This is a genomic window from Hamadaea flava (assembly GCF_024172085.1).
Lineage (GTDB): Bacteria > Actinomycetota > Actinomycetes > Mycobacteriales > Micromonosporaceae > Hamadaea > Hamadaea flava.
In genome coordinates, this window is record NZ_JAMZDZ010000001.1 from 1,517,287 (window position 1) to 1,542,878 (window position 25,592).

The following is a 25,592-nucleotide window of genomic DNA, read 5'->3' on the forward strand; positions in this document are numbered from 1 at the left end:
GTCGAATCATCCTTCAAGATTCGACCCGGAACCCTGATCCAACGCGGTAACGCAGCGCATGAAGGCGGGAGCAGGGAGCGGCGAAAGGGGTCCACTGTGGGGCGGCGACAACGCGGGCAGCGGCCCACCCCGGCGGCTCGTACGCCGTACCGCGGTCCGGGCTGGAAGCAGCATCCGACGCTCGGCGTCGACGTCGGCGGCGTGATCGTGGCGCTGGCCGGGCGCGAGGAGGACACCTCGTTCTTCGGCACCCGTCCACTGGAGACGCCCGCGACCGTCGGGGTGTTCGACGCGCTGGCGAAGTTGACCGAGTCACCGTTCGGTGGTCGGGTGCATGTGGTGTCCAAGGCCGGCCCGAAGGTCGAGGCGAACACCCGGGCGTGGCTGGCTCACCAGGACTTCTTCGGGCGTACCGGGGTCGATCCGGGCAACGTGCACTTCGTCCGGGAACGCCGGGACAAGGCCCCGGTGTGCGAGCGCCTGGGCATCACCCACTTCGTGGACGACCGGCTGGACGTGCTGGCGTACCTGGCGACCGTCGACCATCGCTACCTGTTCACCGCCGGGACAGCAGAGGGGGCCGACGGGGAGCTGCCGGACTGGGTCACTGCCGTGGACTCGTGGCCTGCACTCACCGCCCTGCTCGGCGGCGATGCCGGGTCACGATAGCTTCGAGCAGAGCCAGCGCAACTGGCGCCGCACGTGTACGGCCTCGCCGCCCTCATGATGGTTGAACGGGTACACCTGGACCTCGTGCTCGGCGGCGTACTGGTTGGCGGCGGCGAACACCGTGCTCGGCGGGCAGACCGTGTCGCGCAGCCCGACGCCGAACTGCGCTGGGGCGGTCGCGCGCCGGGCGAAGGCCACGCCGTCCATGTAGGACAACGTGCGCCGGACATCGTCCTCGGCCTCCCGGTGGATGGCGAGGAACCGGACGATCTCGGCGTACGGCTCGGCGTCGGTGATGTCGATCGCCCGCTGGACGTGGCACAGGAACGGCGCGGTCGACAGCACCGCTGAGAGGTCGGCGACCAGACCGGCGACGGCGAGGGCCAGCCCGCCGCCTTGGCTGTTCCCGGCGACCGCCACCCGGCTCGGGTCGACGCCTGGCAGCGCGCGTACCGCTTCGACGGCGCGGACGGCGTCGGTGATCAGCCGGCGGTAGTAGTACTCGGCGGGGTCGAGCAGGCCCCGGGTCACCGGCCCGGGTCCCCCGTACGCCGAGCCGCCCGGATCGGGGGTGTCACCGCCGGTGCCGTACTGGCCGCCTTGGCCGCGACTGTCCATCAGCAGGTGGGCGTAGCCGGCGGCGGCGTAGGTCGGGCGCTCGTGGGGCAGCCCGCGTCCTCGGCCGTAGCCCAGGAACTCGACCACGGCCGGAAGCGCCTCGGATCGCCCGGCGGGGCGCGAGTACCAGGCCCGGATCGGGTCGCCGCCGAAGCCGGCGAAGGTGACGTCCCAGCAGTCGATCAGGGCGAGGTCCGACGGCTCCGGCCGGACGTCGATCAGCACGGGCTTGGCTGCGGCCGAGCCGAGCGTCGTCGCCCAGAACTCCGCGAAGTCGGCTGGTTCGGGCACTTCGGGCGCATACCGGCGAAGCTGGTCGAGCGGAAGGTCGAACAAGGCCATGAAACTTTCCCCACGCCGTTCGGAAGTTTCGGGGAACTGTAGCACCCTTGGCAGCATCCTATGTGGTGTCCACATCCTTGGACGGAGTACAGAAGTCCTTGACACTGCAGACTCGGGACGCCTACTGTGCCGCCAAATGTAACGGGCAATTTTCGGAAAATTTTCGAGGATGCGATGGCTGCGCGGACCTGGCGCCAGGCGATACGCCGCGACTGGCAGCTCTACTCACTGGCGATCCTGCCCCTGCTCTTCTTCGTGATCTTCCGCTACCTGCCGATGGTCGGCAACGTGATCGCCTTCCGGCGCTACCAGCCGGGCGGCGACATCTTCGGCGAGCGGTGGGTCGGGCTGCACTACTTCCAGATGTTCTGGGACGACCCGACGTTCTGGCAGGTCTTCACCAACACCCTGATCCTGGGCGCGCTGACGCTGGTGGTGCTGTTCCCGCTGCCCGTCGTGCTGGCCCTGCTGCTCAACGAGGTACGCACCGGCGCGCTCAAGCGTCTGGTGCAGACCGTCTCGTACCTGCCGCACTTCCTGTCCATCGTGGTGGTGGCGGGCATCGTCTTCCAGGTGCTCTCGGTCGACGGCATCGTCAACCAGGGACTGAAGGCGCTCGGCGAACAGACGGTGCCCTTCCTGCAACAGCCGGGCTGGTTCCGCACCATCTACGTGACCTCGGAGGCGTGGCAGACCGTCGGCTGGGGCACCATCCTCTACCTCGCCGCGCTGACCACGATCGACCCGGACCTCTACGAGGCGGCCCGCATCGACGGGGCGAACCGCTGGCGGCAGACCTGGCATGTGACTCTGCCGGGCATCCGCCCGACCATGGTGACGCTGCTGATCCTCAACATCGGCACGTTCATGGCGGTCGGCTTCGAGAAGATCCTGTTGCTCTACAACCCACTGACCTATCCCACCGCCGACGTGGTCTCGACCTACCTCTACCGGGTCGGCGTCGTCTCCGGAAGTTTCAGCTACGCGGCCGCGATCGGCCTGTTCGAGTCGGTGATCGGGCTGATCCTGGTGCTGTCGGCCAACGCGATCTCCCGCCGCACGGTGGGGACGAGCCTGTGGTGACCGTCGAGGCGCCGAAGCGGGACGTGACGCCGACGCCCGCGCGACGGAATCGGGGGCAGCTCACGAGCCGGGGCTACCGCGTCTTCCAGACGGTGAACGCCCTGGTCCTCACCGGCGTGGTCGTCCTGACGCTGTATCCGCTGGTCAACATCGTCGCGCGGTCGTTCAGCGCCGAGGACTACATCCGGTCCGGCCGGGTCAACCTGTGGCCGCGCGGCTTCAACCTCACCACGTACCACCGGGTGATGTCCGACCCGACGTTCTGGACGAACTACCGCAACACCGTGGTCTACACCGTGGTGGCGACCGCGATCTCCATGGTGCTCACGGTCTGCTACGCGTACGTGTTGTCCAAGAAGAACCTGCGCGGACGCGGCGCCCTGGTCGGCATCGCCGTCTTCACGATGTTCTTCAACGGCGGCCTGATCCCCAACTACGTCCTGATCAGCGGGCTCAGCCTGCGTAACACGATCTGGGCGGTCGTGCTGCCGAACGCGATCAGCGTGTTCAACCTGCTCGTCATGAAGTCGTTCTTCGAGTCGATGCCGGCCGAACTGGAGGAGGCGGCGGCCGTCGACGGCCTCAACACGTACCAGACCCTGCTGCGGATCGTGCTGCCGCTGTCGAAGGCGATGCTCGCCACGATGGTGCTGTTCTACGCCGTCTTCTTCTGGAACTCCTGGTTCTCGGCGTACCTCTACCTCGACCGCTCGGAGATGTTCCCCGTCACGATCTATCTGCGCAACCTCATCGCCGGGGCGACCGGCGGATCAGACGTCGGCACGGCCAGCGAGGCCGCGCTGCAGATCGCCGCCAACATCCAGTCGGTGACGATCGTCCTCACCGTTCTACCGATCATGCTCGTCTATCCCTTCATCCAGCGCTACTTCGTCTCCGGCGTGATGCTCGGCGCCGTCAAGGGGTAGCGCCCGACCCGCACGCCTCCACGGACCACACCCCATGAACGCCCCATGAAATGGAGTGACCATGTACCAGCTCTCCCGGCGCCAGGTGCTCCTCGCCGCCGGCGCCGCCGCCTCCACGCTGGCCCTGGCCGGCTGCGGTGACGACGACGAAGGCGACCAGGACCTCTCCGGCAAGAAGGCCGGCGCGATGGACAAGTACGCCGCCGGCGACCAGTTCAAGGCGACCGAGGCGGTCAAGTTCTCGATCATGCTGCTGAGCAACGCCGGATACCCGTACAAGGCCGATTGGCTGTTCTGGTCGGAGCTGACCAAGCGGACCAACGTCACCCTGGAGCCGACGGTCATCCCCGGCAGCGACTACAACCAGAAGCGCAGCGTCATGGTCAGCGCGGGCGACGCACCGATGATCATCCCCAAGACGTACCACCCGGACGAGGAGGCGCTCATCGCCGGCGGCGCGATCCTGCCGGTCAGCGACTACCTCGACCTCATGCCGAACTTCAAGGACAAGGTCGCCAAGTGGAAGCTGGACAGCGACCTCGACACCTACCGGCAGGAGGACGGCAAGTTCTACCTGCTGCCGGGCATCCATGAGACGGTCTACGTCGACTACTCGCTCGCCGTCCGGACCGACATCCTCGCCAAGCTGAACCTGCAGGTCCCGAAGACCTGGGACGACCTGCACGCCGTGCTGAAGGCGATGAAGACGGCGTACCCCGATCAGTATCCGATGTCCGACCGGTGGTCCACGCCGCCGCAGCCCGGTGGCAACAACCTGCTCGCCCTGCTGAGCAACGCGTACGGCACCGGCGCGGGCTGGGATTACCAGAACGCCTGGTTCGACAAGTCCGCCGGCAAGTTCGTGCTCACGGGCGCGATGGATCAGTACAAGCAGATGCTGACCTTCGCCAACACGCTCGTCTCCGAGAAACTGCTCGACCCGGAGAGCTTCACCCAGCAGGACGACCAGGCCCGGCAGAAGTTCGCCAACGGCAAGTCCTTCGTGATCAGCTGCAACGCGCAGACCTTGGTGAACGAGCTGCGTAAGGACATCGCGAAGATCCCGGGCGCGACCGTGGTCAAGATCCCGCGGCCGATCGGCCCGAACGGCGCCAACCGGCCCGGCACCGCCCGGCTGGAGAGCGGCATCATGATCTCCAAGAAGGCGTTGGAGAGCAAGAACTTCGTCGCGATGATGCAGTTCATCGACTGGCTGTGGTACTCCGACGCCGGCCAGGAGTTCGCCAAGTGGGGCGTCGAGGGCACCACCTTCACCAAGGACGCCGCCGGCAAGCGCACGCTCACGCCGGACGTCAACGTCGTCGGGCTGAACCCGTCGGGCTCCAAGCACCTGCAGGTCGACTTCGGCTTCTACAACGGCGTCTTCGCGTACGGCGGCAGCACCGAGTTGCGGGAGTCCTTCTACTCCGACGAGGAGAAGGAGTTCCAGAAGGAGATGAACAGCCGTGAGGCGCTGCCGGTGCCGCCGCCGAAGCCGTTCAGCGTCGATGAGCGGGAGCGGGCCACCCTCTGGGAGACCGGGATCAAGGACTACGTCTTCCAGCAGACCCTGAAGTTCATCCTCAACCAGCGGCCGCTCGGCGACTGGGACAAGTACGTGGCGGAGTTGAAGGGCAAGAACGCCGACCAGTACGTCGAGCTGGTGAACAAGGCGTACGACCGCTACAAGAAGGCGCACCCCTGATCATGGGTGACCACGTTCCCGAGCAGCCCGTCGGTTCGCTCAGCGACGCCTGGCGCTACTGCGTCGGCACCGGGGAGTTGCCGCTCGCGCTGCGGCGGGACTACCAGGACTCGCTGGCGCTGATCCAACGCGAGATCGGCTTCCGGCACATCCGCGGCCACGGGCTGCTCGGGGACGCCGTCGGAGTGCACCGGCCCTACGAATGGGCCGGCCGCCGCGACGTCCGGCACGTGTTCACCTACGTCGATCAGGTCGTGGACGCGTACCGGGAGCTGGGCATCGCGCCCTTCGTCGAGCTGGGCTTCATGCCGTCCACGTTGGCCTCCGGCACGCAGACGATGTTCTGGTGGCAGGGCAACGTCACCCCGCCCAGCTCCTACACCGAGTGGGCCGATCTCGTCCTGGCCACCGTGCGGCACCTCGTCGACCGCTACGGCCTCGACGAGGTGCGTACCTGGCCGATCGAGGTGTGGAACGAGCCGAATCTGAAGGACTTCTGGCTCGACGCCGACGAGGCCGCCTATCACCACCTCTACGAGGTCACCGCGACCACGATCAAGGAGATCGACGCCGGGCTGCAGGTGGGCGGCCCGGCCATCTCCCCCGGGTCGGACGACTGGATGGCGCGCTTCGCCGAGTTCTGCGCCACCCGGGACGTCCCGGTCGACTTCGTCAGCCGGCACGCGTACAGCTCCGGGCCGGCTCAGCACGTCCCCTTCGGCGTGCACCAGACGCTCGCGCCCGCCGCGACGCTCCTCGAACAGTTCGGCAAGCCCCGCGAGCAGCTGCGCGGCACGCCGCTCGCCGGCCTGCCGGTCCACATCACCGAGTTCAACTCGTCCTACCGGCCCGACAACGCCATCCACGACACCGCCTTTCACGCCGCGTACCTCGCGCCGGTGATCGCGCGCGGCGGCGAGCACGCCGACTCGTACTCCTACTGGACGTTCAGCGACATGTTCGAGGAGGCGGGGGTGCCGGCCGCGCTGTTCCACGGCGGCTTCGGGCTGCTCACGCACCGTCAGATCAGGAAACCCACCTTCCACGTGTACGCGTTCATGCGGCGACTCGGCAGCGCGATCCTGCGCCAGGACGACGACTACCTGGTCACGCGGGACGACTCCGGCCGGATCACGGTGCTGGCCTGGGCGCCTGTGGACGTCACCGGTCCGGTCGGCGGCATCGCCGGGCACCGGATCAGTCTGTCGCTTCCCATGGCGGACGCTTCGGCCGACGGCGCGGCGTTCCTGCTTCGGTCGTCGGTCAGCGAGACCATGGGCAACGCCTGGGCGGCCTGGGGTGAGCTGGGCCGCCCAGCCTCCCCCACGGCACGGCAGCTCGACATTCTCCGCGAGACCGCCGAACCCGTACGCCGCCATGCCCGGCTGCCGGTCGTCGGCGGGCGGGTGGAGCTGGACCTGGTGCTCGACGCGAACGAGGTCACCCTCGTGGAACTGAGCATGGTCGCCGACGAGACTCCACAATGGTGGGACGAGCGCCGCTTGCTCGGCGGTACGCCATGACGGTCAGCGCGCGACGCGAGTTCGGCGAGGGTCCGCTGTCGCGGATCACCGCGTTCGTCTACACCGTGCTGGCCGTCGAGGGACTCCTGCTGCTCAGCATCGCTCCCGGGTACGCCCTGCTCATGCTGTTGGACCGGGACGCCAGCAACCTGCCGCTGGCCGCGCTCTGCGCCCTCCCGATCGGACCGGCCGTCGCGGCCGCCCTGTATGCCTTGCATCACCGGCGCGGCGACGTCACCGATCTGCGCCCGGCGGCGGCGTACTGGCGGGGGTTTCGGGCCAACGCGGGCGGCGTGCTGCGCTGGTGGACGCCGCTGCTGGCCTGGCTGACCGTCTTGGGAGTGATCGTCACGCACCGGGCGGCGGCCGGGGTGCCGATCTGGTGGGCGGTACTGCTGCTGGCCCTGGCGGCGATCGCCGTCGCGTGGAGTGTCAACGCCCTGGTGATCACGTCGCTGTTCGCCTTCCGGGTACGCGACGTCGCCCGGCTTTCGGCGTACCACTTGATCAAGAACTGGCGTGGCACGCTGTCGCAGCTGAGCCTGCTGGTCTTGGCCCTCGGCGTCACGATCTTCTTCTCCGAGGCGGCGCTGGCGCTGACCGGGAGTCTGTTCGTGCTGGGCCTGTTGCGCGCGAGCCGCGCGATGACCGACGAGATCCGCGAGGAGTTCACCGAGTGAAGATCCGGTACGGCGGCGACTACAACCCGGAGCAGTGGCCGAAACAAGTGTGGGAGCAGGACTACCGGCTGTTCGACCTGGCCGGCGTCGACACGGTGACGCTGGGCGTGTTCGACTGGGCGCTCACCCAGCCCGCCCCGGACGTCTACGACTTCTCCACACTGGACGCCGTGGTCGGCAAGGCCGTCGCCGAAGGCCGTCGGATCTGCCTCGCGACCGGCACCGGTGCGCACCCGGCCTGGCTGGCCAAAGCCCATCCCGAGGTGACCCGGGTCGATTTCGAGGGGCGCCGGCACCGGTTCGGGCAGCGGCACAACTCGTGCCCGAGTTCGCCGGTCTTCCGGCGGCTGTCGGCCGAGCTGGCCCGCCGGATCGCCCACCGGTACGCCGGGACCGAGGCGATCACCGAGGCGATCCCCGAGGCGATCGTGGCCTGGCACGTCGGCAACGAGTACGGCGGCGCGTGCTACTGCGACCTGTGCGCGGCCGGTTTCCGTGCCTGGCTGCGGACCCGGTACGGCGATCTGGACCGGCTCAACGACGCCTGGTGCACGACCTTCTGGGCGCACACCTTCACCGACTGGGACGAGATCGAACCACCGTCGGCGCTGACCGAGCACTGGCGCGGCCCGGACCACACCGCGTTCCAGGGGATCACCCTGGACTATCTGCGGTTCATGTCGGACGCGATGCTCGCGAACTTCGTGGACGAGAAGGCCGCGATCCGGGAGTCCGATCCGGACACTCCGGTGACGACGAACTTCATGGGCATGTACCGGCCGATCGACTACCACCGCTGGGCCGCGCACCTGGATTTCGTGTCGTGGGACAACTACCCGCCGGACGACAAGTCGGCCGCCCGGATGGCGCTGACCCACGACCTGATGCGCGGGCTGAAGGACGGGCAGCCGTTCTGGCTGATGGAGCAGACCCCGAGCTTCACCGCGAGCCGGGACGTCAACCCGCTCAAACGGCCGGGCGTCCTGCGGCTCTGGAGCTGGCAGGCGGTCGCGCACGGGGCCGACGCCGTGCTGTTCTTCCAGCTGCGGGCCAATCGGGGCGCGTGCGAGAAGTACCACGGCGCGGTCATCGGGCACGCCGGTCGCTCCGACACTCGCGTGTTCACCGAGGTCGCCCAGCTCGGCGCGGAACTCGCCCGGCTCGGCGACGCGACCTTGGGCGCGCGTACGCCGGCCCGGGTCGCGCTGCTGTTCGACTGGGACAGCTGGTGGGCGCTGGAGTTGTCGGACGGGCCGTCGCGGCTGGTGCGCTACCAGGAGGTCGTGCTGGCGTACCACCGGGCGCTGTGGGATCTCGGCGCCGACGTCGACGTGGTCGCGGTCACCGCCGACCTGTCCGGCTATGACGTCGTGCTCGCCCCGGCGTTGCACATGGTCAAGGACGACCTCGCCGCGCGGCTGGAGTCGGTCGCCGAACGCGGCGGCACCGTCGTCACGACGTTCCTGTCCGGCCGGGTCGACTCCGACGACAACGCCTTCCTCATGGACGTCCCCGGTCCCTTGGGCGGACTCATGGGCGTACGCGTGGACGAGTGGGACGCGCGGGAACCGTCGATCGTCAACCCGGTGCTGCTGCCGGACGGTCTGTCGGTCGAGGCCCGGCTGCTCTTCGAACTCGTCATCCCGCAGGGCGCCGAGGTCGTCGGCACCTATCAGGCCGACTGGTACGCCGGCACTCCGGCGGTCACCCGCAACGCGTTCGGCGACGGTCACGGCTGGTACGTCGCGGCCGGGCTGGACCAGGCGGGCGTGTCCTGGGTCGTGCGGCAGGTGCTCGACCGCCATGGCTTGATCGGCCCGTACGCCGAGTTCCCGGATGTAGAGGTGGCGCGCCGGGTGGCCCCCGACGGCACGCCCATGGTGTTCGTGCTCAACCACTCCGGCGACGCCGTCGACCTGCCCGCCGTCGCCACCGGCGTCGACCTGCTCACCGGCGTACGCGTCGAGCACGGGTCACCGCTGCGACTGGAGCCCGGCGGGGTGCTCGTCCTCGCCGAGCCGCGCTCAGGCCCCTGATACGCCCGGCGGCGGGGCTTTCTTGGTGGCCCGCCGGTGACGCTGGATACTGGACGGATGCGTAACCGAGACACGGCCGAACCCGTCGACCGCTCCCCGCGGGAGTCCTTCATCACCGTCTACGGCCGCATGCCGGTGCTGGAGGTTCTCCAGAACCGGGACCTGCAGGTGGACAAGCTCGTCGTGGCCGACTCCGCGCGCGGCGACAACCTCGACCGGATCCTGGATCTGGCCGACCGGCGCGGCGTGCCGATCCAGCACGCCACCGCCCACCGGGTGAAGGTGCTGGCCGGCAACGGCAAGCACGACCAGGGCATCATCGCCGACGTCGTCGCGCCGCGGATGCGCAACATCGCCGAGTTCGCCCGCGACTCCGGCTCCCGGCGGACCAGCCGGGTCCTGGTCCTCGACGGCGTCAACAACCCGTCCAACGTCGGAATGATCATCCGCGCGGCGACCGGAGCCGGGATGTCCGGCATCGTGCTGCCCCGGGTCGGCTCCCCCGGCATCGACCCCCTCGTCATCAAGGCGTCCGCCGGGGTGGCGTACCGGGCGGCAGTGATCTGGGCCCGGACCGGCGCGGAGTCGGTCGAGACGCTGCGGGAGGCCGGTTTCCGGATTTACGGACTCGCCGGGGACGCCCGCCGCAGCCTCTACGACGACCGGGTGTTCGCCCCGAAGGCCGCGTTCGTCCTGGGCAACGAGACTGAGGGGTTGTCCCGGGCGACTGCCGCGCTCGTCGACGAATGGGTGGCCATCCCGCTCGAAGGCGGCGTCGAGTCGCTCAACGTGGCGACCGCCGCCGCGGTGCTCTGCTTCGACCTGCTCCGCCGCAAGCACGCCCCGGTACGCGCGGAGCAGACCGCCCGGCCGCCGAAGCGTCCCCGGTCCCGGTGACGTGGGCTAATAGATACGGCGGCCGCGGGCGTCGGGGACGCCGGACTTCCGGTAGAAGTACGTGTTGACCTGGTCCCGCCATTCCTCGGCCGACCGCAGCTGCTGGGCCAGCCGCTCGTTGATCCGGGCCGCGACCGCCTCGTCGACCAGGCCCGAGACCTGCTGCCAGCGCAGGATCATCGCCTCGACGCGTTCGACCCCGGCGAAGTGCGTGTCGTAGATGTGCTGGACGACGGTCGCGCCGTTGCGCAGCACGTGCGCGTACGGGACGTGGTGGAAGAACAGCAGCAGCTCGTCCGGGCAGTCGGCGAGCGACTCGTACAGGTCGCGCCACGGCGACGGGTACTGCCCGGTGAACCCTGTCCCGGTGGCCCGCGTCCGGTCGACGCCGATGCCGTCGCGGTCGGCGAAGTGGTAGGTGCCCCACGGCGTGTACTCGTAGCCGTCGACGTCCGGCCCGTAGTGGTGGCCCGGCCGGACCATGAAGCCGACGCCGAGCGGCGCGGTGTAGCGCTCGTACGCCTGCCACGACTCGTCCATGATCGCCCGTAGCGCCTCCCGCAGCGCCGGATCGTGACCGGGGAAGGTCAGCGCGATCCACTCGTCGAGCAGGGCGAGCGGATCGAGGGCGGGGTTCCAGCCGAGCCGCGCGGCGGCGTACAGGTTGGCCTGGGCGAGCGGATGCCCGGTCCAGAACGGGTCGTCGCCGACGTTGGCCACGGTCACCATGCCCTGAACGAGGCCGGCCACCGGGCGCCCGAACGGGAAGCGCAGCACCTCGCTCCACATCGGACCGAGATAGCACACGTGCCGCTGCTGGCCGGTGTACTCCTGCGTCGCCTGCACCTCCACCGCCACCGGGGTCGACGGCATCGCGCCGAGCAGCGGCGACACCGGCTCGCGTACCTGGAAGTCCATCGGGCCGTGCTTGACCTGGAGGATCACGTTCGGGGCGAACCGGCCGTCCAGCGGCGTGAAGTGGTCGTACGCCGCCCGCGCCCGATCGGTCGAACGGTCCCGCCAATCCTGACGGTGGTTGTAGACGAACGCCCGCCAGTGCACGACGCCCCCGAACGGGGCCAGCGCCTCGGCGAGCAGGTTCGCCCCGTCGGCGTGGCTGCGGGCGTACGCGGACGGCCCCGGCTGCCCCTCCGAGTCGGCCTTCACGACGTACCCGCCGAAGTCGGGGATGCGCGCGTACACGGCTTGGGTGGCCTGCGCCCACCAGGCCCGAACGCGCTCGTCCAGCGGATCCGCGGTCGGCAGCCCGCCCAGCGTGATCGGGGCGGCGAAGTCGACGCTCAGGTGCACCCGGATCCCGTACGCCCGGAACTGCTCGGCGAGCGCGGCGACCTCCCCGATCCGGTCGGTCAGCAGGTGCGCCTCGGCCTCGTGCACGTTGACGTTGTTGATCGCCACCGCGTTGATCCCACCGGCGGCCAGCAGCCGGGCGTACGCCCGCACCCGGCTCAGGTCCTCGCGCAGGCGGCCCGCCGACCAGAAGATCGAGCCACCGGCGTACCCCCGCTCGACCTGGCCCATCACCGGATGAACGTCCACATTGTCCCAGTGGGACACCAGCCGGATCGGCAGCGCCGGAGCGTGCCGCTCGTCGAAGTCCCCAGCGAACGCGCGCTCACCCTGGCGGACGACGTGGAAGAACCCGTGCAGCAGCCCGGCCGGATCGGCCGCGCGTACCACGGTCACCCCCTCGCCCCGGGCGTAGGTGAACTCCTCGGGTGCCAGGTCGGCCTGCGACGAGACGGCGAACGACACGTCACACAGGCCGGTGTCGGCCGGGGCCCCGCCGAACCGGCGGCACGCGGCCGCCACCTCGGTGCGTACCGTGTCGAGCAGGAGACCGTCGCCGCGGACCTGGACCCGCCGGGAGCCGAGCGCGCGGAAAGCCTCGGCGGGCAGCCACGCCGGATGGAAGTCGGAGATCATCGCCCGGCAATCTACCGGAAGAAGCTAGACCGTGACGGTTTCGGCCGGAGCTTTCGGCTCGGCCTCGACGACGACCGGGCGCCCACCTCGAGGGCCGGATCGGCTGCGCTGCAACAGATACATGAGGCCGCCCGCGACCAGTCCCCAGAACGCCGCGCCGATGCCGAACAGGTTCATCCCGGAGGCCGTCACGACGAGCGTCACGATCGCGGCGTCGCGGCCCTCGACCGGAGTCACCGCGGCGACGAGCGCGCTCGCGAACGCGCCGAGCAGGGCCAGCCCCGCGACCGCCTCGATGAGGACCGCGGGCGACACACTGACCAGCGCCATCGCGAGTCCCCCGGCCAGGCCGAGGCCGATCATGCCCGCTCCGGCGGTGGCCGACGCGATCCAGCGACGCTTCGGATCGGGGCCGGCTTCAGGACCGGCCGCGAGCGCGGCGCTGATCGCCGCCAGGTTGAGCGCGTGCCCGCCGAACAGGGCCGCGCCCATGCTCGCCGCACCGGTCGCGGCCAGCAGCGGGCGTACCGGCGGGTGGTAGCCGAATCCGGCGAGCACCGCGATGCCGGGGATGTTCTGCGCGGCCATCGTGACCAGGAACAGCGGCAAGGCGATGCTGACCAGCGACGCCACCGTGAAGGTGGGCGTGGTGAACACCGGTTCCGGCCAGAGCCCGCCCGAGAGCGGCCGGTCGGTCCCGGTCACCGCGATCGCGACGATCGCCGCGACGAGCGCTCCGGGGACCGCCCACGGCCGCGCCAGCCGGTAGAGCAGGGCCCAGACCAGCACGACGGGCAGGGCCAGCCGGGGCACCTGCACGATCGCGTGGGCCGGGGCCAGGCAGAGATCCAGCAGTACGCCGGCCAGCATGGCCGACGCGATCGGCCCGGGAATCGCCGTGACCCAGCGGCTGAGCACCGGGAACAACGCCGCCACCACGATCAGCGCCCCCGCGACGAGGAACGCGCCCTCGGCGGCGGCGAACCCGCCCGCGACCGGCCCGGTCGAGACGAGCAGCGCGGCGCCCGGTGTCGACCAGGCGATGGTGATCGGCATCCGGCGGCGCAGGGAGAGCAGGATCGCGGTCACCCCGATGCCGACGCACAACGCGAACAGGCCGGAGGCCGCCTGCCGGTCGTCGGCGCCGACCGCGCGCAGCCCGGCGAGCACGACCGCGAAGGAACTCGCGAAGCCGACCAGCGCGGTGACGACTCCGGCCAGCAACGGCTGCACAGACTTCGTCAAGACTCCACCCCTCACCTTGCGTCCAACACTTTCGTTGTTCCGTATACGGAACGCACGACTCTGGCACGATAGCGGCATGACCCCGCCGTCCGCCAGCCCGGACCCGACGAACGTCGCCGTCGGGCAACGTCTGCGGCGGCTACGCGAACAGCAGGGGCTGTCACTGTCGGCCCTCGCGCGGGCGGCCGGGATCGGCAAGGCCACGCTGTCCGGGCTGGAGAACGGCACGCGCAACCCCACCCTGGAGACGCTGTACGCGATCACTGCGCAGCTCGACGTGCCGCTGGCGGCGCTGCTCACCGATCCGGCCGGGCGACAGGCTCCGGCGTTCATCCCCGGCGCGGCCGTCCGGGGGACCCTGCTGGAGGTGTTCACCGATCCCGGGGTCACCTCCGAGCTGTACCGCCTCGAAGTGCACCCGGGCCGGACCCAGACCTCCCCCGCCCACCCTCGGGGCGTCACCGAACACCTCACCGTGTACGCGGGAACGCTGCGTACCGGGCCGGCGGACGATCCCCGCGAGGTCCACGCCGGGGAGCACTTCTCCTGGGTGTCCGACGTGCCTCACGTGTACGCCGCGATCGGCGGCGAGATCGTGCTGGCCGCCCTCCTGATCCGGTATCCCCGGGTCCGCTGAGGAGCAGGGGCGTACGCGCAGCCGCCCGGCGCCCCAGCAGTGCCGGGACACCGGGCAGCCGATGGGTCACACCGTGATACGTCCCGCCCCGGCGCCACCGGTGACGCTGGCCTTGACGTTGCCGGAGGACTCGACCGGGTAGGAGTACGGCAGGCTGCCGCACGCGCTGCCACCGGCCTGCCCGCTCCCGGAGCCGACCAGCGTGTTGTTCCGCGCCGTCAGGCTGCCGGCGGGCGAGTCGCCCTCACCTCGGTGGTAGGGGTCGTCCGTGTTCTCGAAGTAGTTGCCCTCGACGATGACGCAGGCCTCCATGGTGGACGCCACGCCGTAGGAGCCGATGTCGTTGTAGTAGTTGTTCACCACGTGCACCGGGTTGCCGAAGCGTACGCGCGGGTGCCGCTGGTTCGAGCCGTCGAACCAGTTGTGGTGGTACGTGACGCGCAGGTGGCCACGGTCCTCCGCGCCGTTGCCGTCGTCGTGACCGAGGAGCATCGCCTTGTCGTGGCTGGAGATGCGGTTCCAGGAGACGGTCACGTAGTCCGAGGCGCGCTTGATGTCGATGGCGCCGTCGTAGCCGTTCGACAGGCTGTTGTGATCGATCCACACGCGAGTCGAGTACTGCACGTTGATCGCGTCGTCGTTCCAGTCCCGGAACGTGAGGTTGCGGATGATCACGTTACTGGCGTTGGAGACGTTCAGGCCGCAGCCGGCGATGACCGCCCCGGAGTTGCCGAGGATCGTCTTGTTGGAGCCGACGGTGATCATTCCCGAGCACGAGATGGTGCCCGAGACGCGGACCACCCGCGCGGTCGTGCCGGACACGGCACTGGACAGCGCCGAGGAGCTCGTCACGGTCGTCGCCGCCGCGCTTCCGCCACCGGTCGTGCCGCCGCCCTGGGTCGCCCAGCCGGCCAGCCCGGTGGTGCTGCCACCGCCGCCGCCGCCGACAGTCGCCAGCTGCCACTGCTGGTTCCAGCCGTCGAGGTCGGCGTACTGCGAGATCATGGCGCCGTCCGCGGTGGACCACTGCCACACGTCGAGCGCCTTGTTGCTGTGCCGGCTGATGAACCTGACGTAGCCGCTGTCGGAGTCGGCCAGCCGGAAGTGCTGCCGGGTGTTGCCGCCGGCCGCCGCGTTCTGCACCAGCTGCACCCCGTCGTTGGCGTTGGGCAGCTCCAGGACCTTGCCGCTGAACACGGACCGGATCTGGTAGTAACCGCTGCCCACGTCGACGAACTGCCACTGCTGCACGGCCAGGTCGTTGCGGGTGAACTGGTTGATCGGGGCGTTGTCGGCCGTCGCCCAGTTGTACACGTCCATCGCCTTGCCGCTGTTGCGGTTGACGAAGACGTAGACGGCGCTGGTGCTCACCGTCGCGGCGTCGGCGGACCGGGCCATCACGGCGGTGGTCGCGCCGGCCGTCACCAGGGCCAGGCCCGCGGTCAGCGCCAGGCGCCAGCGGCGCCTGAGGTGACGGCTCTCGTGGAGGTGGGACATCGGGCTTCCTCTCGATGGGAGTTCGCCGCGCGGCTGAGGTCTAGGAGGAGACCACTGGGCGAGCCGCCTCGGCATGCGCTTGGAAAGCGCTTACCGGCAAGGTAGACCCAGCTTCGAGCCATGTCAATGTATTCATGCCTTCGGCTGGTTTGCTGGTGTCGACCTCGTAAGATCGTCGCCGTGACGAACCCGGGCCCCATCGAATACGTCGGCCAGCAGCCCCCGAAGAAGCCGAAGTACCCGAAGACTCCGAAGAACTCGAAGACTCCGCAGACCCCGCGGTCACCGAAGAAGCCGTCGCGGTTCGCGGTGCTGGGCGGGATCGCCGGCATCCTCGGCTTCATGGCGGCACTGGCGGCGTACGCGATGCTGGGCCGGGTCGTCCCGTCGACGATCGCGGCGTACGCCTGCGACGCGACGGCCTGCTCGACCGAGGGCATGGTGGTCGCCGGGTGGCTCGTCATCGCCCTGCCCGCCGTCTTGATCGGGGCCACCGCCGCAACGGCCAAGCACGTCGACCGGACGACCCGGCGGATCCTCATCACGCTGTCCGTTCTCGCCGGGCTGGTCGCGCTGATGTTCATCCCGGGCCGTCATCGGGACATGTCCGACGTCGTCCAGGGGCCGGGAGCGGATCAGTTCATCGACGGGATGGGGTGGGCGCTCGGCGCGCTGGGCGCATCCGTCGCGGTGGCGTTGCTCCTGGCGATGATCGGCCGGAAGGCACCCGCCGTCGAACGGCACTATTCGGTCGTCCTCGGGGTCGCGGCAGCCGTGCTGCTGCTGGCCGCCGCGCCGGTGGCGATCGCGAAGACGGGTCCCGGCAGCATGAGCGCCGAGGACGTCTTCCCCGCCGTCCTGGAGATGAACGACGACATCTTGACGCGTACGGCGGTCGGGGATCAGCGGGGCTGCACGGGTGTGCTGGCCGACGAATCGCTGCTCAACCGGGAGAACTGCGTCCTCACGCTGCACGCGGCGTACCGGACGGACGACAGCGACGCGGTCGCCAGCCTGTGGGCGGTGCTCTACCTCGACGACGACACCGCCGACTCCGTACGCGACGGCCTGCCGAAGGTCACGTCCGACACGGCGCTCACCGTCTTCTCGACCTCCCGCTCCTGGGTGCTCGTCGGAATCAGCGAACACGCCGACGGGGCCACCATCACGTCAACGGACCGGCCGTGGGTGATGTGGCCCCTGCGTCAGGTGGCGTACCGGTTCATCGGGTATCAGGGCGGGCTGCTCATCGACCCCGACCCGGGCGACGACATCCATCCCCGGACCGCCGCCTGAGGCGACCGGCCGCGATTGTCACGGTCGCGGTGCCGGGATGGTGCGCTCGATCAGGTCCACCGTCGCCCGCGGATCGTCCACCTGCACGATGAGGCGGGCGTACCGCTCGTCGCGCAGCTCGATGACGACCGCCTTCGCCGGGTCGCGGACATCCCAGAAGATCCGTTCACCGTCCACCCGGAACGTGCCGGCGGTGATGACGCCCGGCATGTAGGTGCCGGCGGTGCGGATGCCCCTGGACTCGCGGACGACGCCGGGATCGGCGGTCGCGCCCCGGACGTTGGCCAGCGGAATCTCCAAGCGGCTCTTGAGCGCCCACAACTTGTCCATGCCCTCGATCTCGACGACCAGGTTGCCGGCGTCGACACTTACCTGTGCCATGGGTCCCCTCACGGTTGTGCCTGAATCTGGTGCAGGAGGACGGCTCCGGCCTCCGGCGGGACGCCACCGGCCCGGGCCCGCAGGCGCAGGCCCAGGATCGTGGCGGTCAGCGCCACCGCGATCGCGTCGTCGGACGGCTGCCCGGGCAGCGCCTTCGCCACGGTGGCGTCCAGGTCCCGGAGCACTCCCCCGACGAGGTCGGCGACCTCCTCATCGACCGGGGCCCGCTCGACCACCGCCAGGAGCAGCAGGTCGAGGTCGTGCCGGTCGACGCCGCCGAGCAGGTCCCGCAGCTCGGCCGCCGGGTCCGGCCCGCTCCGCAGGCCGGCCAGCATCGGCTGGACCCGCTCGGCCAGGTACCAGCGCAACGCCGCCAGATACAGGCCCCGTTTGCTGCCGAACACCTTGTAGAGGCTGTTGCGGTGCACTCCCAGGCTGGTCACCAGGTCGTCGACGGAGACGCCGTCGTAGGCCCGGCCGGCGAACAGCTCGGCCGCCGCCTTGATGACCTCGGTCTCGTCGAACGCTCGTGGCCGTCCCATGCCACGACGGTAGCAAGATTAGGAACGATCAGTCAAGAACGACCGTTCCTCAATTCGGGAGTGGGCGCCGACGGGTGCGGGGTGCCGGCCGTCCACGAGATCGCCCAAGCGCTGGAAGTCCTCGTCCCCGGCGTCCGCGAAGTAGTCGTCGGGCCGGGTGGCGTCCCGCCCGCCCGGTACGCCGATCGCCCGCAGTGCGACGGTCAGGCCGACGGCGACGCCCAGGTTCACGGCGAGCGCCAGCAGTCCTACGTAGACACTGGCGGCCGAGTCGAGGCCGAGCCACCGCAGCGGCCAGCTCGACCCGCCGAAGTGGGCCTTGAGCACGTGACCGTCGGCGGCGCGTTGCGGAATCAGGTAGAGCATCAGCACGCCGGAGCCGAGTCCGGCCAGCAGGCCGGCGATGAGGGCGGCGCGATGCAGCCAGGCGGTGTACAGCCCCAGGAGGGCGGCCGGGACGGTCTGCAGGATCAGGACGCCGCCGATCAGCTGGAGGTCGATCGAGAACGCCGGGTCGAGCAGCAGGATGAACAGCGCCGCGCCGACCTTGGCCAGCAGCGACAGGTAGCGGCTCACCCGCGTCTCCTCGGCCGGTGTCGCGTCCGGTCGCAGGTACTCGCGATAAATGCAGCGGGTGAACAGGTTGGCCGCCGCGATCGACATGACCGCCGCCGGGATGAGGGCGGCGACGGCGATGGTGGCGTACGCGATGCCGGCGATCCAATTCGGGAACACGTCGTGGAAGACCTGCGGGGTGATCGTGTTGACGTCGCCGTCGTGCGGGACGACGCCCTGGCCGATGGCGTACACCCCGAGGAGGGCGAACAGGCCGAGGGCGAGGCAGTAGACCGGGGACGCCGCGGCGTTGTGCTTGATCGCGGTGCGGTCCTTGGCGGCGAGGATCACCGTGACGGCGTGCGGGTAGACGAAGACGGCCAGCGCCGACCCCACGGCCAAGGACAGATACCCGAGGTACGCGTTCTCCGGCAGCAGCAGGTTGCTGACGGCGGACGCGTCCGTGGCGTACCGCTGATTCGCCGCCGTGAACGCGGACTGGAACCCGCCCGTGAGCGCGATCATCGCGAGCATCATGAGGACCAGCCAGACGAGCAGCAGGTCCTTGAGGATGGACAGCAGGGTGGGCGCCCGCAGTCCGGACTTGAACGTGGTGACCGAGGCGACGGTGACCGCGACCAGGAGCGGCCACTCGCCGGAGAAGCCGATGGTGGCGAAGGTCGCCTTGAGGGCGACCAGCTGGACCGCGATGTACGGCATGGTCGCGGCGATGCCGGTGAGGGCGACCAGCGCGCCGAGAGTACGCGAGCCGAACCGCGCGCGGACGAACTCGGCCGAGGTGACGAACCCGTGGGCGTGCGACACCGACCAGGTACGCGTGCTGAGGAAGTACATGAGCGGGCCGCAGACGACGGCGAACGGCACCGCGAAGAAGCCGATCGCGCCGGTGCCGTAGACCACGGCCGGCACGGCGATGTACGTGTACGCGGTGTACATGCTGCCGCCGAGCAGGAACCAGGTGACCCAGTTGCCGAAGGCGCGCCCGCCGACGCCCCACTCCTCCAGCGCGTCGACGGTCTTGGGGCGTCGCCAGCGCGCGGCGTTGTAGCCGAGGGCCAGCATGCCGCCGAGCAGGAGGGCGAACAGCGTGATCTCGGTGATCCGGTCGGCGGTCATGTCAGCGCCGCTCCTTGCCGAGCCGGTGCACGAGGCTGATCACGCCGATGGCGAGCGCGGCACACGCGATCTGGAACCAGTAGAAGAACGGGACTCCCCAGAGCGTGGGGTCGACCCGGTTGTAGAGCGGGATCAGCAGCGGAACGACGATGGGGATCGTGAGCAGCCATTCGGCACGGTTACGGGGACGGAGGCGGGGCGGCGTCACCAACTGTTCCCTTCCGACGGAGGTCTAGGGAGTGAATGTTGATGAACGCCGCGCGCCGCGCATCGGCGAAATCACCAGTCTCGTGCCGGCGTCACCCGTTGAGGTCCGTCGGAAAGCCGACTGTCCTCGGTGCACCGAACGGGCGGGGCGGTATTGCGCTCGGATCGGCGCATGCCGTTTGATCACCGGGTGCCCGAGAAGCAGTCCCGGTTCCTGACCTTCTTCACGACGTTGCCCGGTGTGATCACCGCGGTGGCGACGCTCATCACCGCCGTCGGTGGACTGCTGGTCGCGATCAACGAGTTCGGCGACAACAAGCCCGCCGGCGCCGCCGAGTCTCCCCAGTCGCGCCCGTCGGCTTCCGCGCCGTCGCCGAGGTTCTCGCCGTCACCCTCGTCCCCGCCGTCGCCAGCGGTTTCGACGGCTCCACCGGTCGAGCTGAACCTGGACCTCAGCGGAGCGATCGTGCAGAAGACCATGACGGTGCACCTCAACGACATCGTCTATCTGTCGGACGGAAGCACCGGCTCCGAGTGGGCGAACGGAGACTTCAAACTCGACAGTTCGGATGCCACCGTCTTTCTTCGACTGTATGGCGGACGGCCGATCCTGGACGAGTTCGCTCGCGTCACCGACACCGTGAGCAAGCAGTCGTGCGCCACCGCGCTGAAGCATCCGGCCGGTGAGTTCCGGGCCAAGTCGTCCGATGAGGGCGGCTGGGTGTGCGTCCTCCGGCCAGATGCCTACAACGGTACCTATGGCGCGATCCACTTCGACTGGGTGGATCTCGCCAACCGCCGGCTCACGATCTCCTATGTGATCTGGCGCTGAGGTCGCGCTAGACGAACCGCCACAGGTGGTCGTTGGTGCCGTTGTCGTCCCAGATCACGACCTGCGCGCCCGCAGTGGTCGAGGCGCCGGAGACACCCAGCACCCGGCCGCCGTTGACGCACTGGATGCGGAAGTAGCCGTTCGCGCCGTACCGCAGCCGCCAGCGATGGTCCGTGGTGCCGTTGTCCGCCCACTGCAGCACTCGCGCGCCGTTCGCGGTGCTCGCGCCCTCCACGCCGAGAACCTTGCCGCTGTTGGCGTTGCGCAGCCGCAGATACCCCCCGGTGTCGACGACCGCGGTCCACAGGTGGTCGGCCGTGCCGTTGTCACCCCCTTGCACGACCAGCCCACCGTCCGCAGTGGACATGTTTTGTACGCCGAGGACGAGCCCGCTGCCGAGATTCTGGATGCGCCGAGCGCCGTTGGGAACGAACCGCCACAGGTTGTCGGCCGTGCCGTTGTCCGGGTCCTGGACGGCCTGCGCACCGTTGCCGGTGGAGCCGTTCAGAATGCCCAGCAGCTTGGCGCTGTTGGCGTTGCGGAGCTTGTGCGTACCGTCGCCATTGTCGACGATCGTCCACCGGTGGTCGGCGGTGCCGTTGTCGGTCCACTGCAACACGATCGCGCCGTCGGCTGTGGACATGTTCTGTACGCCGAGCACCTTGCCGCTGTTGATGTTGCGCAGGCGTACGGCTGAACCGTCGACGATCAGCTCCCAATTGTGGTCGGCGGTGCCGCTGTCGGTCCACTGCAAGGCGAGGCCACCGTCGGCGGTCGACATGTCCCGCACGCCGAGCACGAGCCCGCTGGCCGCGTTGACGAGGCGATAGCTCGCGGGGTCCGTACTCCAGTAGACGGTGTAGTTGAAGCCGTGGGCGTCGGAGAACGGGCCGAGGTTGACCGTGGCGCCGTTGGCCGTCGCGGTGAACGCCAGCGAACTGGTACTGGTACGCGTGACCGACGCGGTGGTCAGCGCCGGAAGGGCCGGGAGCGTCGTGCTGCCGTAGTTCCCGGCCAGCACCGACGGGCCGTAGGTCAGCGCGACCACACCCGCGTTGTCGTTCGCCGGGCGTACGGCGAGCTGCATCGGCAGGCGTACGGTCACCGTGTCGCCGGACGTCCAGGACCGGGTGATCGTCGCGTACGCGCCAGGGGTGACGGTGATGTTCTGGACGGTGCCGTTGACGCTGACCGTCGCGCCCGACGCCCACGCCGGAATGCGTACGCGCAACGACCAGGAGCCGCTGACACTGCCGGTGACGGTGAGCGTCGTGGTGTCGCCGACGGGGTAGGTCGTGGTCTGGGTGACCGTGATGCCGCGCTGCGACCAGGTCAGCACGGACGGGACGAACAGGTTCACCGTGAGCGTGGTGCCGTTGTAGAAGTAGATCGAGTCCATCAGCTTGGTGTTGACCTCGACGCCGGTGCCCTGGCAGCACCAGAACGTCGTGTAGTCGGTGCTCCAGGTGCCGCCGCCCCAGGCCGGGCCGACTCCTCGCCGGCCACCGGGGTTGAGCGGGGTGAAGTAGGTGACGTGGCCGTGGCTGTCGGCCGGGTTCTGCGCGCCGACGACGTGGTTGAGCAGGACCCGTTCGAAGAAGTCGAAGTACGCCGCCTGATCCGGGTACAGCTGCCACAGCTCCCGGGTCAGCTTGAGCATGTTGTAGCTGTTGCAGTGTTCGCAGGTGTCCTGGTTCAGGTACGCCGCGATGGCGTTCGCGGGCCGGAAGTGCTCGGCCTGGCTGTTGCCGCCGATGACGTAGCTGTGCGCGGTGACGGTCATCGCCCACGCGTTGACGGCGATGTCGCGATACCGGGTCGTGCCGGTGGCCTTGTACTCCCGGGCGGCCCCGATCCACTTGGGCACCTGGGTGTTGGCGTGCAGGCCGTTGAGCTGATCGGTGTTGGCGGCCAGCGGGGTGAACACGGCGGCGTGGTCGAACCGCTGGGCGGCGGTGAGCCAGCGGCCGTCGCCGGTCTGCTGGTACAGATCGGTCAGGACCTCGTTCATCCCGCCGAACTCGGTGTTGAGCACCGACTGCAACTGCGTCGAGCTGAGCCGCGCGGTACGCGTGTCGACCCAGCCGGCGAGCGCGAGCAGGACGTCGCGGGCCTGCGTGCTGCCGAGGCAGCGCCACACGTCGAGCAGCCCGGCGAGGGTCTTGTGGATGACGTAGTACGGCACGTTGCCGTTGGACAGCGTGCCCGCCTCCAGCGCGGTGAAATCCGACTCCGGGAAGCCGGACAGGTAGCCGGCGGCGAATCCGGCCGTGCCGTTGTTCGCCTGGCACTTGGCCAGTTCGGCCACCATGTACGCGGCCTTGTCCCGGCAGGTCGGGTCGCCGAGGACGGCGTACGCCTGCGCCCAGGCGGTCAGGAAGTGGCCCTGGACGTGGGTGCGGAACGGGAACGTCGGCGCGTCCCAGCCCCCGGTGGCGGCGGCGCCGTTCGTCGAGAGCTTGTGGTTGGCCCGGAAGTTGTACAGCAGCCGGTCGACGTCGACGAACCGCAGATAGGCCAGCGTCCGGTTCTGGTTGTCGAGCAGGCGGCCGGAGGTCAGCTGCACCTGGCCGAGGTCGAAGGCGTACGCGCCGACACCGATGTCGGAACGCGCGGGCGGCACTGTCGCGGCGTGGGCTGCGGTCGCGGCCAGGGCGGGCACGGCGGCGACGGCGGTCACCCCGGCGGCCTGGAACAGACCCCGGCGACTGAGCGGGAACGAGGGCATACGGGAGTGTTAACGCTCACATCCACATCCGTCAACCCCCTTGTTTCGTCGGTACGCGGCTTTGGGCGCTGGATCAGGGTTCTCGGTCGAATCTTGCGCCATGATTCGACCCGGATCCCTGATCCAGCGCCCGGGTGGGGCGGCCGGCGGGTCAGCTGGAGTAGCGGCGGATGCGGAGGAGGCAGAATCCGGCGAGGATCAGCGACAGGCCGCCGAAGAGGATCAGCTCGATCCACTGGAACCGCCAGTACCGATCGGCCGGATGGTACGTGTAGCTGAAGTGGATGTTCTGCGCGACCGTGCAGGCCATGTCCTCCTGCTGGTTGGTCCCATGGCACTTCTCGGACTGCGCGGCGGTGTAGGGCGTACCGTCGGCGCTGTAGAGCTTGCTCGTGGTGGTCAGCGACCACGCCCCCGGTGCGGTGTAGCCGTCGATCCGGGCGCCGTCGGGTCCGACGCCCATGAAGTCCGAGCGCTCCATCGCCGTCTGGTCCAGCTGGACGGTCGTGGTCACCGGCGACATGAGGTGCTGGCGTACGGCGATCGGCAGGACGACCTGGACGACGGCGAAGACGGCGAGGGTCACCGCCATGGCGGGCAGCGTACGCCGGACGAGCAGGCCGATCGTCGTGCCGAGCAGGAACGCGAAGACGGCGTACCCGATGGGCACCAGATTGCGCGACGCGAACGTGAGCGCGGCGAAGCGGCCCCCGATGAGCTGGTCGTAGCGGCTGGCGCTCCAAGTCAGCAGCAGGCTGTAGAGCCCGGTGACCGCCATGCTCGCCAGCGCGAGGAGGGTGAGTTTCACCGCGAGCCAGCGCGTCCGGGTGATGCTCTGGTTCCAGACCATCCGGTCGGTCTTCTCCTCCAGCTCACGCGTGATGAGCGGCGCGCCCCAGAACACCCCGATCAGCGCCGGTACGCCGAGGAGCAGCGCGCCGATCAGCGCGACCGGGGCGCCGTACGCGTCCTCGAAGTCCCGCCGGGCCGCCGTGCACGCCTCAGGCAGGCAGCCGATGATGTCGGCGGTGTACGCGTGCCGCATCTGGTTGCCGAGGATGACGAGATAGATCGCCAGTGCCGCCAGCGCCGCGACCGCGACCGTCGCCTGGGTGCGGAACTGCCGCCAGGTCAGCCAGATCATCGCCGGACCCCCGTTTCCGCCGTTCCCCGGACGGACGCCATGGCCGCCCGGGTCATGTACGCCAGCCCGACGTCTTCGAGGTCGGCGTGGGCCGCGCCGTCGATCGGCTGGGAGCTGCGAACCACGACGGCGGTCTCGCGCGCCGAGTCGTCGGCGTGGACGATCTCCGCACCGGCCGGCAGCATCGCCGGATCCGCTTGGTCGGCGGTGAGCCGGTAGTGCTCGGCGAGCAGGTCGCCGACGTCCCCGGCGAGCTGTACGCGACCGGCGGCCAGCACGATGAGGTGGTCGCAGACCCGTTCGAGGTCGCCGAGCAGGTGCGAGGACAGCACGACGCTGACTCCCAGTTCGGCGACGAACTCCAGCAGATCCCGCAGGAAGGCGCTGCGCGCCAAGGGATCCAGCGAGGCCACCGGCTCGTCGAGGATCAGCAGTTCGGCGCGCTTGGCGGCGGCCACGGTCAGGGCGAGCTGGGCGCGCTGGCCGCCGGACAGCCGGCCCGCCTTCTGCGCGGGGTCGAGGCCCAGCTGTTGCACGCGCCGCTGGGCCAGGCCCATGTCCCAGCGCGGATTGAGCTTCCGGCCCAGCTTCAGATGGTCGGCGACGGACAGCCCGGCGTACACCGGGGCGTCCTGGGCGACGAAGCCGACCTTGGCGAGCTGCGCCGCTCCGGCGGCGGGCCGGTCGCCCAGGACGGCGATGGTTCCAGTGGTGGGGGCGAGCAGGCCACAGGTCAGCCCGAGCAGGGTGGACTTCCCCGCGCCGTTCGGGCCGACCAGGCCCACGATTCGCCCAGCCGGTACGCGCAGCGTGCAGTCGGTCAGCGCCGCCTTGTGGCGGTAGCGCTTGCCGAGATCCCGCGTCTCGATGATGGGTGTCATGGGAGCAGTTCTAGACAGCGGGCGGTCACAGCACGGTCCGCGCCGCTGTGACCGCGTTGTGACGGCCACCCCGATAACCTCGGA

22 protein-coding genes are annotated in these 25,592 nt (G+C 69.6%); 11 read left to right on the top strand and 11 right to left on the bottom strand.

All coding sequences use genetic code 11. The features are described from left to right. Nucleotides 1-96: 96 nt before the first annotated feature. Complete coding sequence (locus tag HDA40_RS07325) at nt 97-669, top strand: hypothetical protein (protein ID WP_253753262.1); 573 nt, start codon at nt 97-99, stop codon at nt 667-669. Here the strand turns inward: HDA40_RS07325 and HDA40_RS07330 are convergent. After that, nucleotides 661-1,629 (bottom strand): acetylxylan esterase, encoded by a 969-nt coding sequence (locus tag HDA40_RS07330; protein ID WP_253753264.1) that lies wholly within the window; start codon nt 1,627-1,629, stop codon nt 661-663. The two genes, HDA40_RS07325 and HDA40_RS07330, sit on opposite strands and share 9 nt — an antisense overlap. A gap of 174 nt (nt 1,630-1,803) precedes the next feature. Between HDA40_RS07330 and HDA40_RS07335 the strand changes: the two genes are divergently transcribed. The 7 genes from HDA40_RS07335 (at nt 1,804) to HDA40_RS07365 (ending at nt 10,479) form a co-directional block, all read left to right on the top strand. Then, nucleotides 1,804-2,712, top strand: coding sequence for an ABC transporter permease (locus HDA40_RS07335; protein WP_253753266.1), 909 nt, complete (start codon nt 1,804-1,806; stop codon nt 2,710-2,712). Beyond that, nucleotides 2,709-3,638, top strand: a complete 930-nt coding sequence (locus HDA40_RS07340) for a carbohydrate ABC transporter permease (protein WP_253753268.1) — start codon at nt 2,709-2,711, stop codon at nt 3,636-3,638. Before HDA40_RS07335 ends, HDA40_RS07340 begins: the two co-directional genes overlap by 4 nt. A 61-nt stretch (nt 3,639-3,699) precedes the next feature. Next, nucleotides 3,700-5,343, top strand: coding sequence for an ABC transporter substrate-binding protein (locus HDA40_RS07345; protein ID WP_253753270.1), 1,644 nt, complete (start codon nt 3,700-3,702; stop codon nt 5,341-5,343). Nucleotides 5,344-5,345: 2 nt separating this feature from the next. Then, complete coding sequence (locus HDA40_RS07350; RefSeq protein ID WP_253753272.1) at nt 5,346-6,866, top strand: GH39 family glycosyl hydrolase; 1,521 nt, start codon at nt 5,346-5,348, stop codon at nt 6,864-6,866. Beyond that, nucleotides 6,863-7,546, top strand: a complete 684-nt coding sequence (locus HDA40_RS07355) for a hypothetical protein (RefSeq protein ID WP_253753274.1) — start codon at nt 6,863-6,865, stop codon at nt 7,544-7,546. The genes HDA40_RS07350 and HDA40_RS07355 overlap by 4 nt, the downstream gene beginning before the upstream one ends. Further along, a complete protein-coding gene (locus HDA40_RS07360) occupies nt 7,543-9,582 on the top strand; it encodes a beta-galactosidase (RefSeq protein ID WP_253753276.1) in 2,040 nt (679 codons plus the stop codon). The genes HDA40_RS07355 and HDA40_RS07360 overlap by 4 nt, the downstream gene beginning before the upstream one ends. 57 nt (nt 9,583-9,639) lie before the next feature. After that, nucleotides 9,640-10,479, top strand: a complete 840-nt coding sequence (locus HDA40_RS07365; protein ID WP_253753278.1) for a TrmH family RNA methyltransferase — start codon at nt 9,640-9,642, stop codon at nt 10,477-10,479. 6 nt (nt 10,480-10,485) lie between these two features. Here the strand turns inward: HDA40_RS07365 and HDA40_RS07370 are convergent, their stop codons facing one another. Further along, nucleotides 10,486-12,426, bottom strand: a complete 1,941-nt coding sequence (locus tag HDA40_RS07370; RefSeq protein ID WP_253753280.1) for an alpha-glucuronidase — start codon at nt 12,424-12,426, stop codon at nt 10,486-10,488. A 24-nt stretch (nt 12,427-12,450) separates the two neighbouring features. Then, the gene (locus HDA40_RS07375) at nt 12,451-13,671 is read right to left on the bottom strand and encodes a benzoate/H(+) symporter BenE family transporter (RefSeq protein ID WP_253753282.1); all 1,221 of its coding nucleotides are present in this window, start codon (nt 13,669-13,671) and stop codon (nt 12,451-12,453) included. 76 nt (nt 13,672-13,747) lie between these two features. Here HDA40_RS07375 and HDA40_RS07380 point away from each other — a divergent pair, with 76 nt between their 5' ends. Continuing rightward, complete coding sequence (locus HDA40_RS07380; protein WP_253753284.1) at nt 13,748-14,308, top strand: helix-turn-helix domain-containing protein; 561 nt, start codon at nt 13,748-13,750, stop codon at nt 14,306-14,308. 66 nt (nt 14,309-14,374) lie between these two features. Here the strand turns inward: HDA40_RS07380 and HDA40_RS07385 are convergent, their stop codons facing one another. Next, nucleotides 14,375-15,805: a pectate lyase family protein gene (locus tag HDA40_RS07385; protein ID WP_372502850.1), complete on the bottom strand. Its 1,431-nt coding sequence runs from the start codon at nt 15,803-15,805 to the stop codon at nt 14,375-14,377. A 180-nt stretch (nt 15,806-15,985) separates the two neighbouring features. On the opposite strand from HDA40_RS07385, the gene HDA40_RS07390 reads away from it, so the two are divergent. After that, the gene (locus HDA40_RS07390; protein ID WP_253753286.1) at nt 15,986-17,101 is read left to right on the top strand and encodes a hypothetical protein; all 1,116 of its coding nucleotides are present in this window, start codon (nt 15,986-15,988) and stop codon (nt 17,099-17,101) included. Between the two features lie 18 nt (nt 17,102-17,119). On the opposite strand, the gene HDA40_RS07395 is transcribed toward HDA40_RS07390, so the two are convergent. Genes HDA40_RS07395 through HDA40_RS07410 form a run of 4 tightly spaced genes read right to left on the bottom strand, consistent with a single transcriptional unit; the run spans nt 17,120 to nt 19,924 of the window. Further along, complete coding sequence (locus tag HDA40_RS07395; RefSeq protein WP_253753288.1) at nt 17,120-17,482, bottom strand: hypothetical protein; 363 nt, start codon at nt 17,480-17,482, stop codon at nt 17,120-17,122. Nucleotides 17,483-17,490: 8 nt separating this feature from the next. After that, nucleotides 17,491-18,024, bottom strand: a complete 534-nt coding sequence (locus HDA40_RS07400) for a TetR/AcrR family transcriptional regulator (protein ID WP_253753290.1) — start codon at nt 18,022-18,024, stop codon at nt 17,491-17,493. A gap of 18 nt (nt 18,025-18,042) precedes the next feature. Beyond that, complete coding sequence (locus tag HDA40_RS07405) at nt 18,043-19,716, bottom strand: sodium:solute symporter family protein (RefSeq protein ID WP_253753292.1); 1,674 nt, start codon at nt 19,714-19,716, stop codon at nt 18,043-18,045. A gap of 1 nt (nt 19,717) precedes the next feature. After that, nucleotides 19,718-19,924 (bottom strand): DUF3311 domain-containing protein, encoded by a 207-nt coding sequence (locus tag HDA40_RS07410; RefSeq protein ID WP_253753294.1) that lies wholly within the window; start codon nt 19,922-19,924, stop codon nt 19,718-19,720. Nucleotides 19,925-20,095: 171 nt separating this feature from the next. On the opposite strand from HDA40_RS07410, the gene HDA40_RS07415 reads away from it, so the two are divergent. Further along, a complete protein-coding gene (locus HDA40_RS07415) occupies nt 20,096-20,755 on the top strand; it encodes a hypothetical protein (protein ID WP_253753296.1) in 660 nt (219 codons plus the stop codon). A 7-nt stretch (nt 20,756-20,762) separates the two neighbouring features. Here the strand turns inward: HDA40_RS07415 and HDA40_RS07420 are convergent, their stop codons facing one another. The 3 genes from HDA40_RS07420 to HDA40_RS07430 form a co-directional block, all read right to left on the bottom strand. Further along, nucleotides 20,763-23,483 carry a beta-L-arabinofuranosidase domain-containing protein gene (locus HDA40_RS07420; RefSeq protein WP_253753298.1) on the bottom strand — a complete coding sequence of 907 codons (2,721 nt, stop codon included), beginning with the start codon at nt 23,481-23,483 and terminating at the stop codon, nt 20,763-20,765. A 151-nt stretch (nt 23,484-23,634) separates the two neighbouring features. Continuing rightward, nucleotides 23,635-24,627, bottom strand: coding sequence for an ABC-2 membrane transporter-related protein (locus HDA40_RS07425; RefSeq protein WP_253753300.1), 993 nt, complete (start codon nt 24,625-24,627; stop codon nt 23,635-23,637). Further along, the gene (locus HDA40_RS07430) at nt 24,624-25,508 is read right to left on the bottom strand and encodes an ABC transporter ATP-binding protein (protein WP_253753302.1); all 885 of its coding nucleotides are present in this window, start codon (nt 25,506-25,508) and stop codon (nt 24,624-24,626) included. The genes HDA40_RS07425 and HDA40_RS07430 overlap by 4 nt, the downstream gene beginning before the upstream one ends. Between the last annotated feature and the right edge of the window lie 84 nt (nt 25,509-25,592).

What these genes read in the sequence shown, in the direction of transcription:
- HDA40_RS07350 (WP_253753272.1), top strand. Translation starts at nt 5,346, where the DNA reads ATGGGTGACCACGTTCCCGAGCAGCCCGTCGGTTCGCTCAGCGACGCC.
- HDA40_RS07395 (WP_253753288.1), bottom strand. Translation starts at nt 17,482, where the DNA reads ATGGCACAGGTAAGTGTCGACGCCGGCAACCTGGTCGTCGAGATCGAG.
- HDA40_RS07365 (WP_253753278.1), top strand. Translation starts at nt 9,640, where the DNA reads ATGCGTAACCGAGACACGGCCGAACCCGTCGACCGCTCCCCGCGGGAG.
- HDA40_RS07355 (WP_253753274.1), top strand. Translation starts at nt 6,863, where the DNA reads ATGACGGTCAGCGCGCGACGCGAGTTCGGCGAGGGTCCGCTGTCGCGG.
- HDA40_RS07425 (WP_253753300.1), bottom strand. Translation starts at nt 24,627, where the DNA reads ATGATCTGGCTGACCTGGCGGCAGTTCCGCACCCAGGCGACGGTCGCG.
- HDA40_RS07415 (WP_253753296.1), top strand. Translation starts at nt 20,096, where the DNA reads ATGCCGTTTGATCACCGGGTGCCCGAGAAGCAGTCCCGGTTCCTGACC.
- HDA40_RS07345 (WP_253753270.1), top strand. Translation starts at nt 3,700, where the DNA reads ATGTACCAGCTCTCCCGGCGCCAGGTGCTCCTCGCCGCCGGCGCCGCC.
- HDA40_RS07405 (WP_253753292.1), bottom strand. Translation starts at nt 19,716, where the DNA reads ATGACCGCCGACCGGATCACCGAGATCACGCTGTTCGCCCTCCTGCTC.
- HDA40_RS07380 (WP_253753284.1), top strand. Translation starts at nt 13,748, where the DNA reads ATGACCCCGCCGTCCGCCAGCCCGGACCCGACGAACGTCGCCGTCGGG.
- HDA40_RS07430 (WP_253753302.1), bottom strand. Translation starts at nt 25,508, where the DNA reads ATGACACCCATCATCGAGACGCGGGATCTCGGCAAGCGCTACCGCCAC.
- HDA40_RS07385 (WP_372502850.1), bottom strand. Translation starts at nt 15,805, where the DNA reads ATGTCCCACCTCCACGAGAGCCGTCACCTCAGGCGCCGCTGGCGCCTG.
- HDA40_RS07400 (WP_253753290.1), bottom strand. Translation starts at nt 18,024, where the DNA reads ATGGGACGGCCACGAGCGTTCGACGAGACCGAGGTCATCAAGGCGGCG.
- HDA40_RS07335 (WP_253753266.1), top strand. Translation starts at nt 1,804, where the DNA reads ATGGCTGCGCGGACCTGGCGCCAGGCGATACGCCGCGACTGGCAGCTC.
- HDA40_RS07330 (WP_253753264.1), bottom strand. Translation starts at nt 1,629, where the DNA reads ATGGCCTTGTTCGACCTTCCGCTCGACCAGCTTCGCCGGTATGCGCCC.
- HDA40_RS07370 (WP_253753280.1), bottom strand. Translation starts at nt 12,426, where the DNA reads ATGATCTCCGACTTCCATCCGGCGTGGCTGCCCGCCGAGGCTTTCCGC.
- HDA40_RS07420 (WP_253753298.1), bottom strand. Translation starts at nt 23,483, where the DNA reads ATGCCCTCGTTCCCGCTCAGTCGCCGGGGTCTGTTCCAGGCCGCCGGG.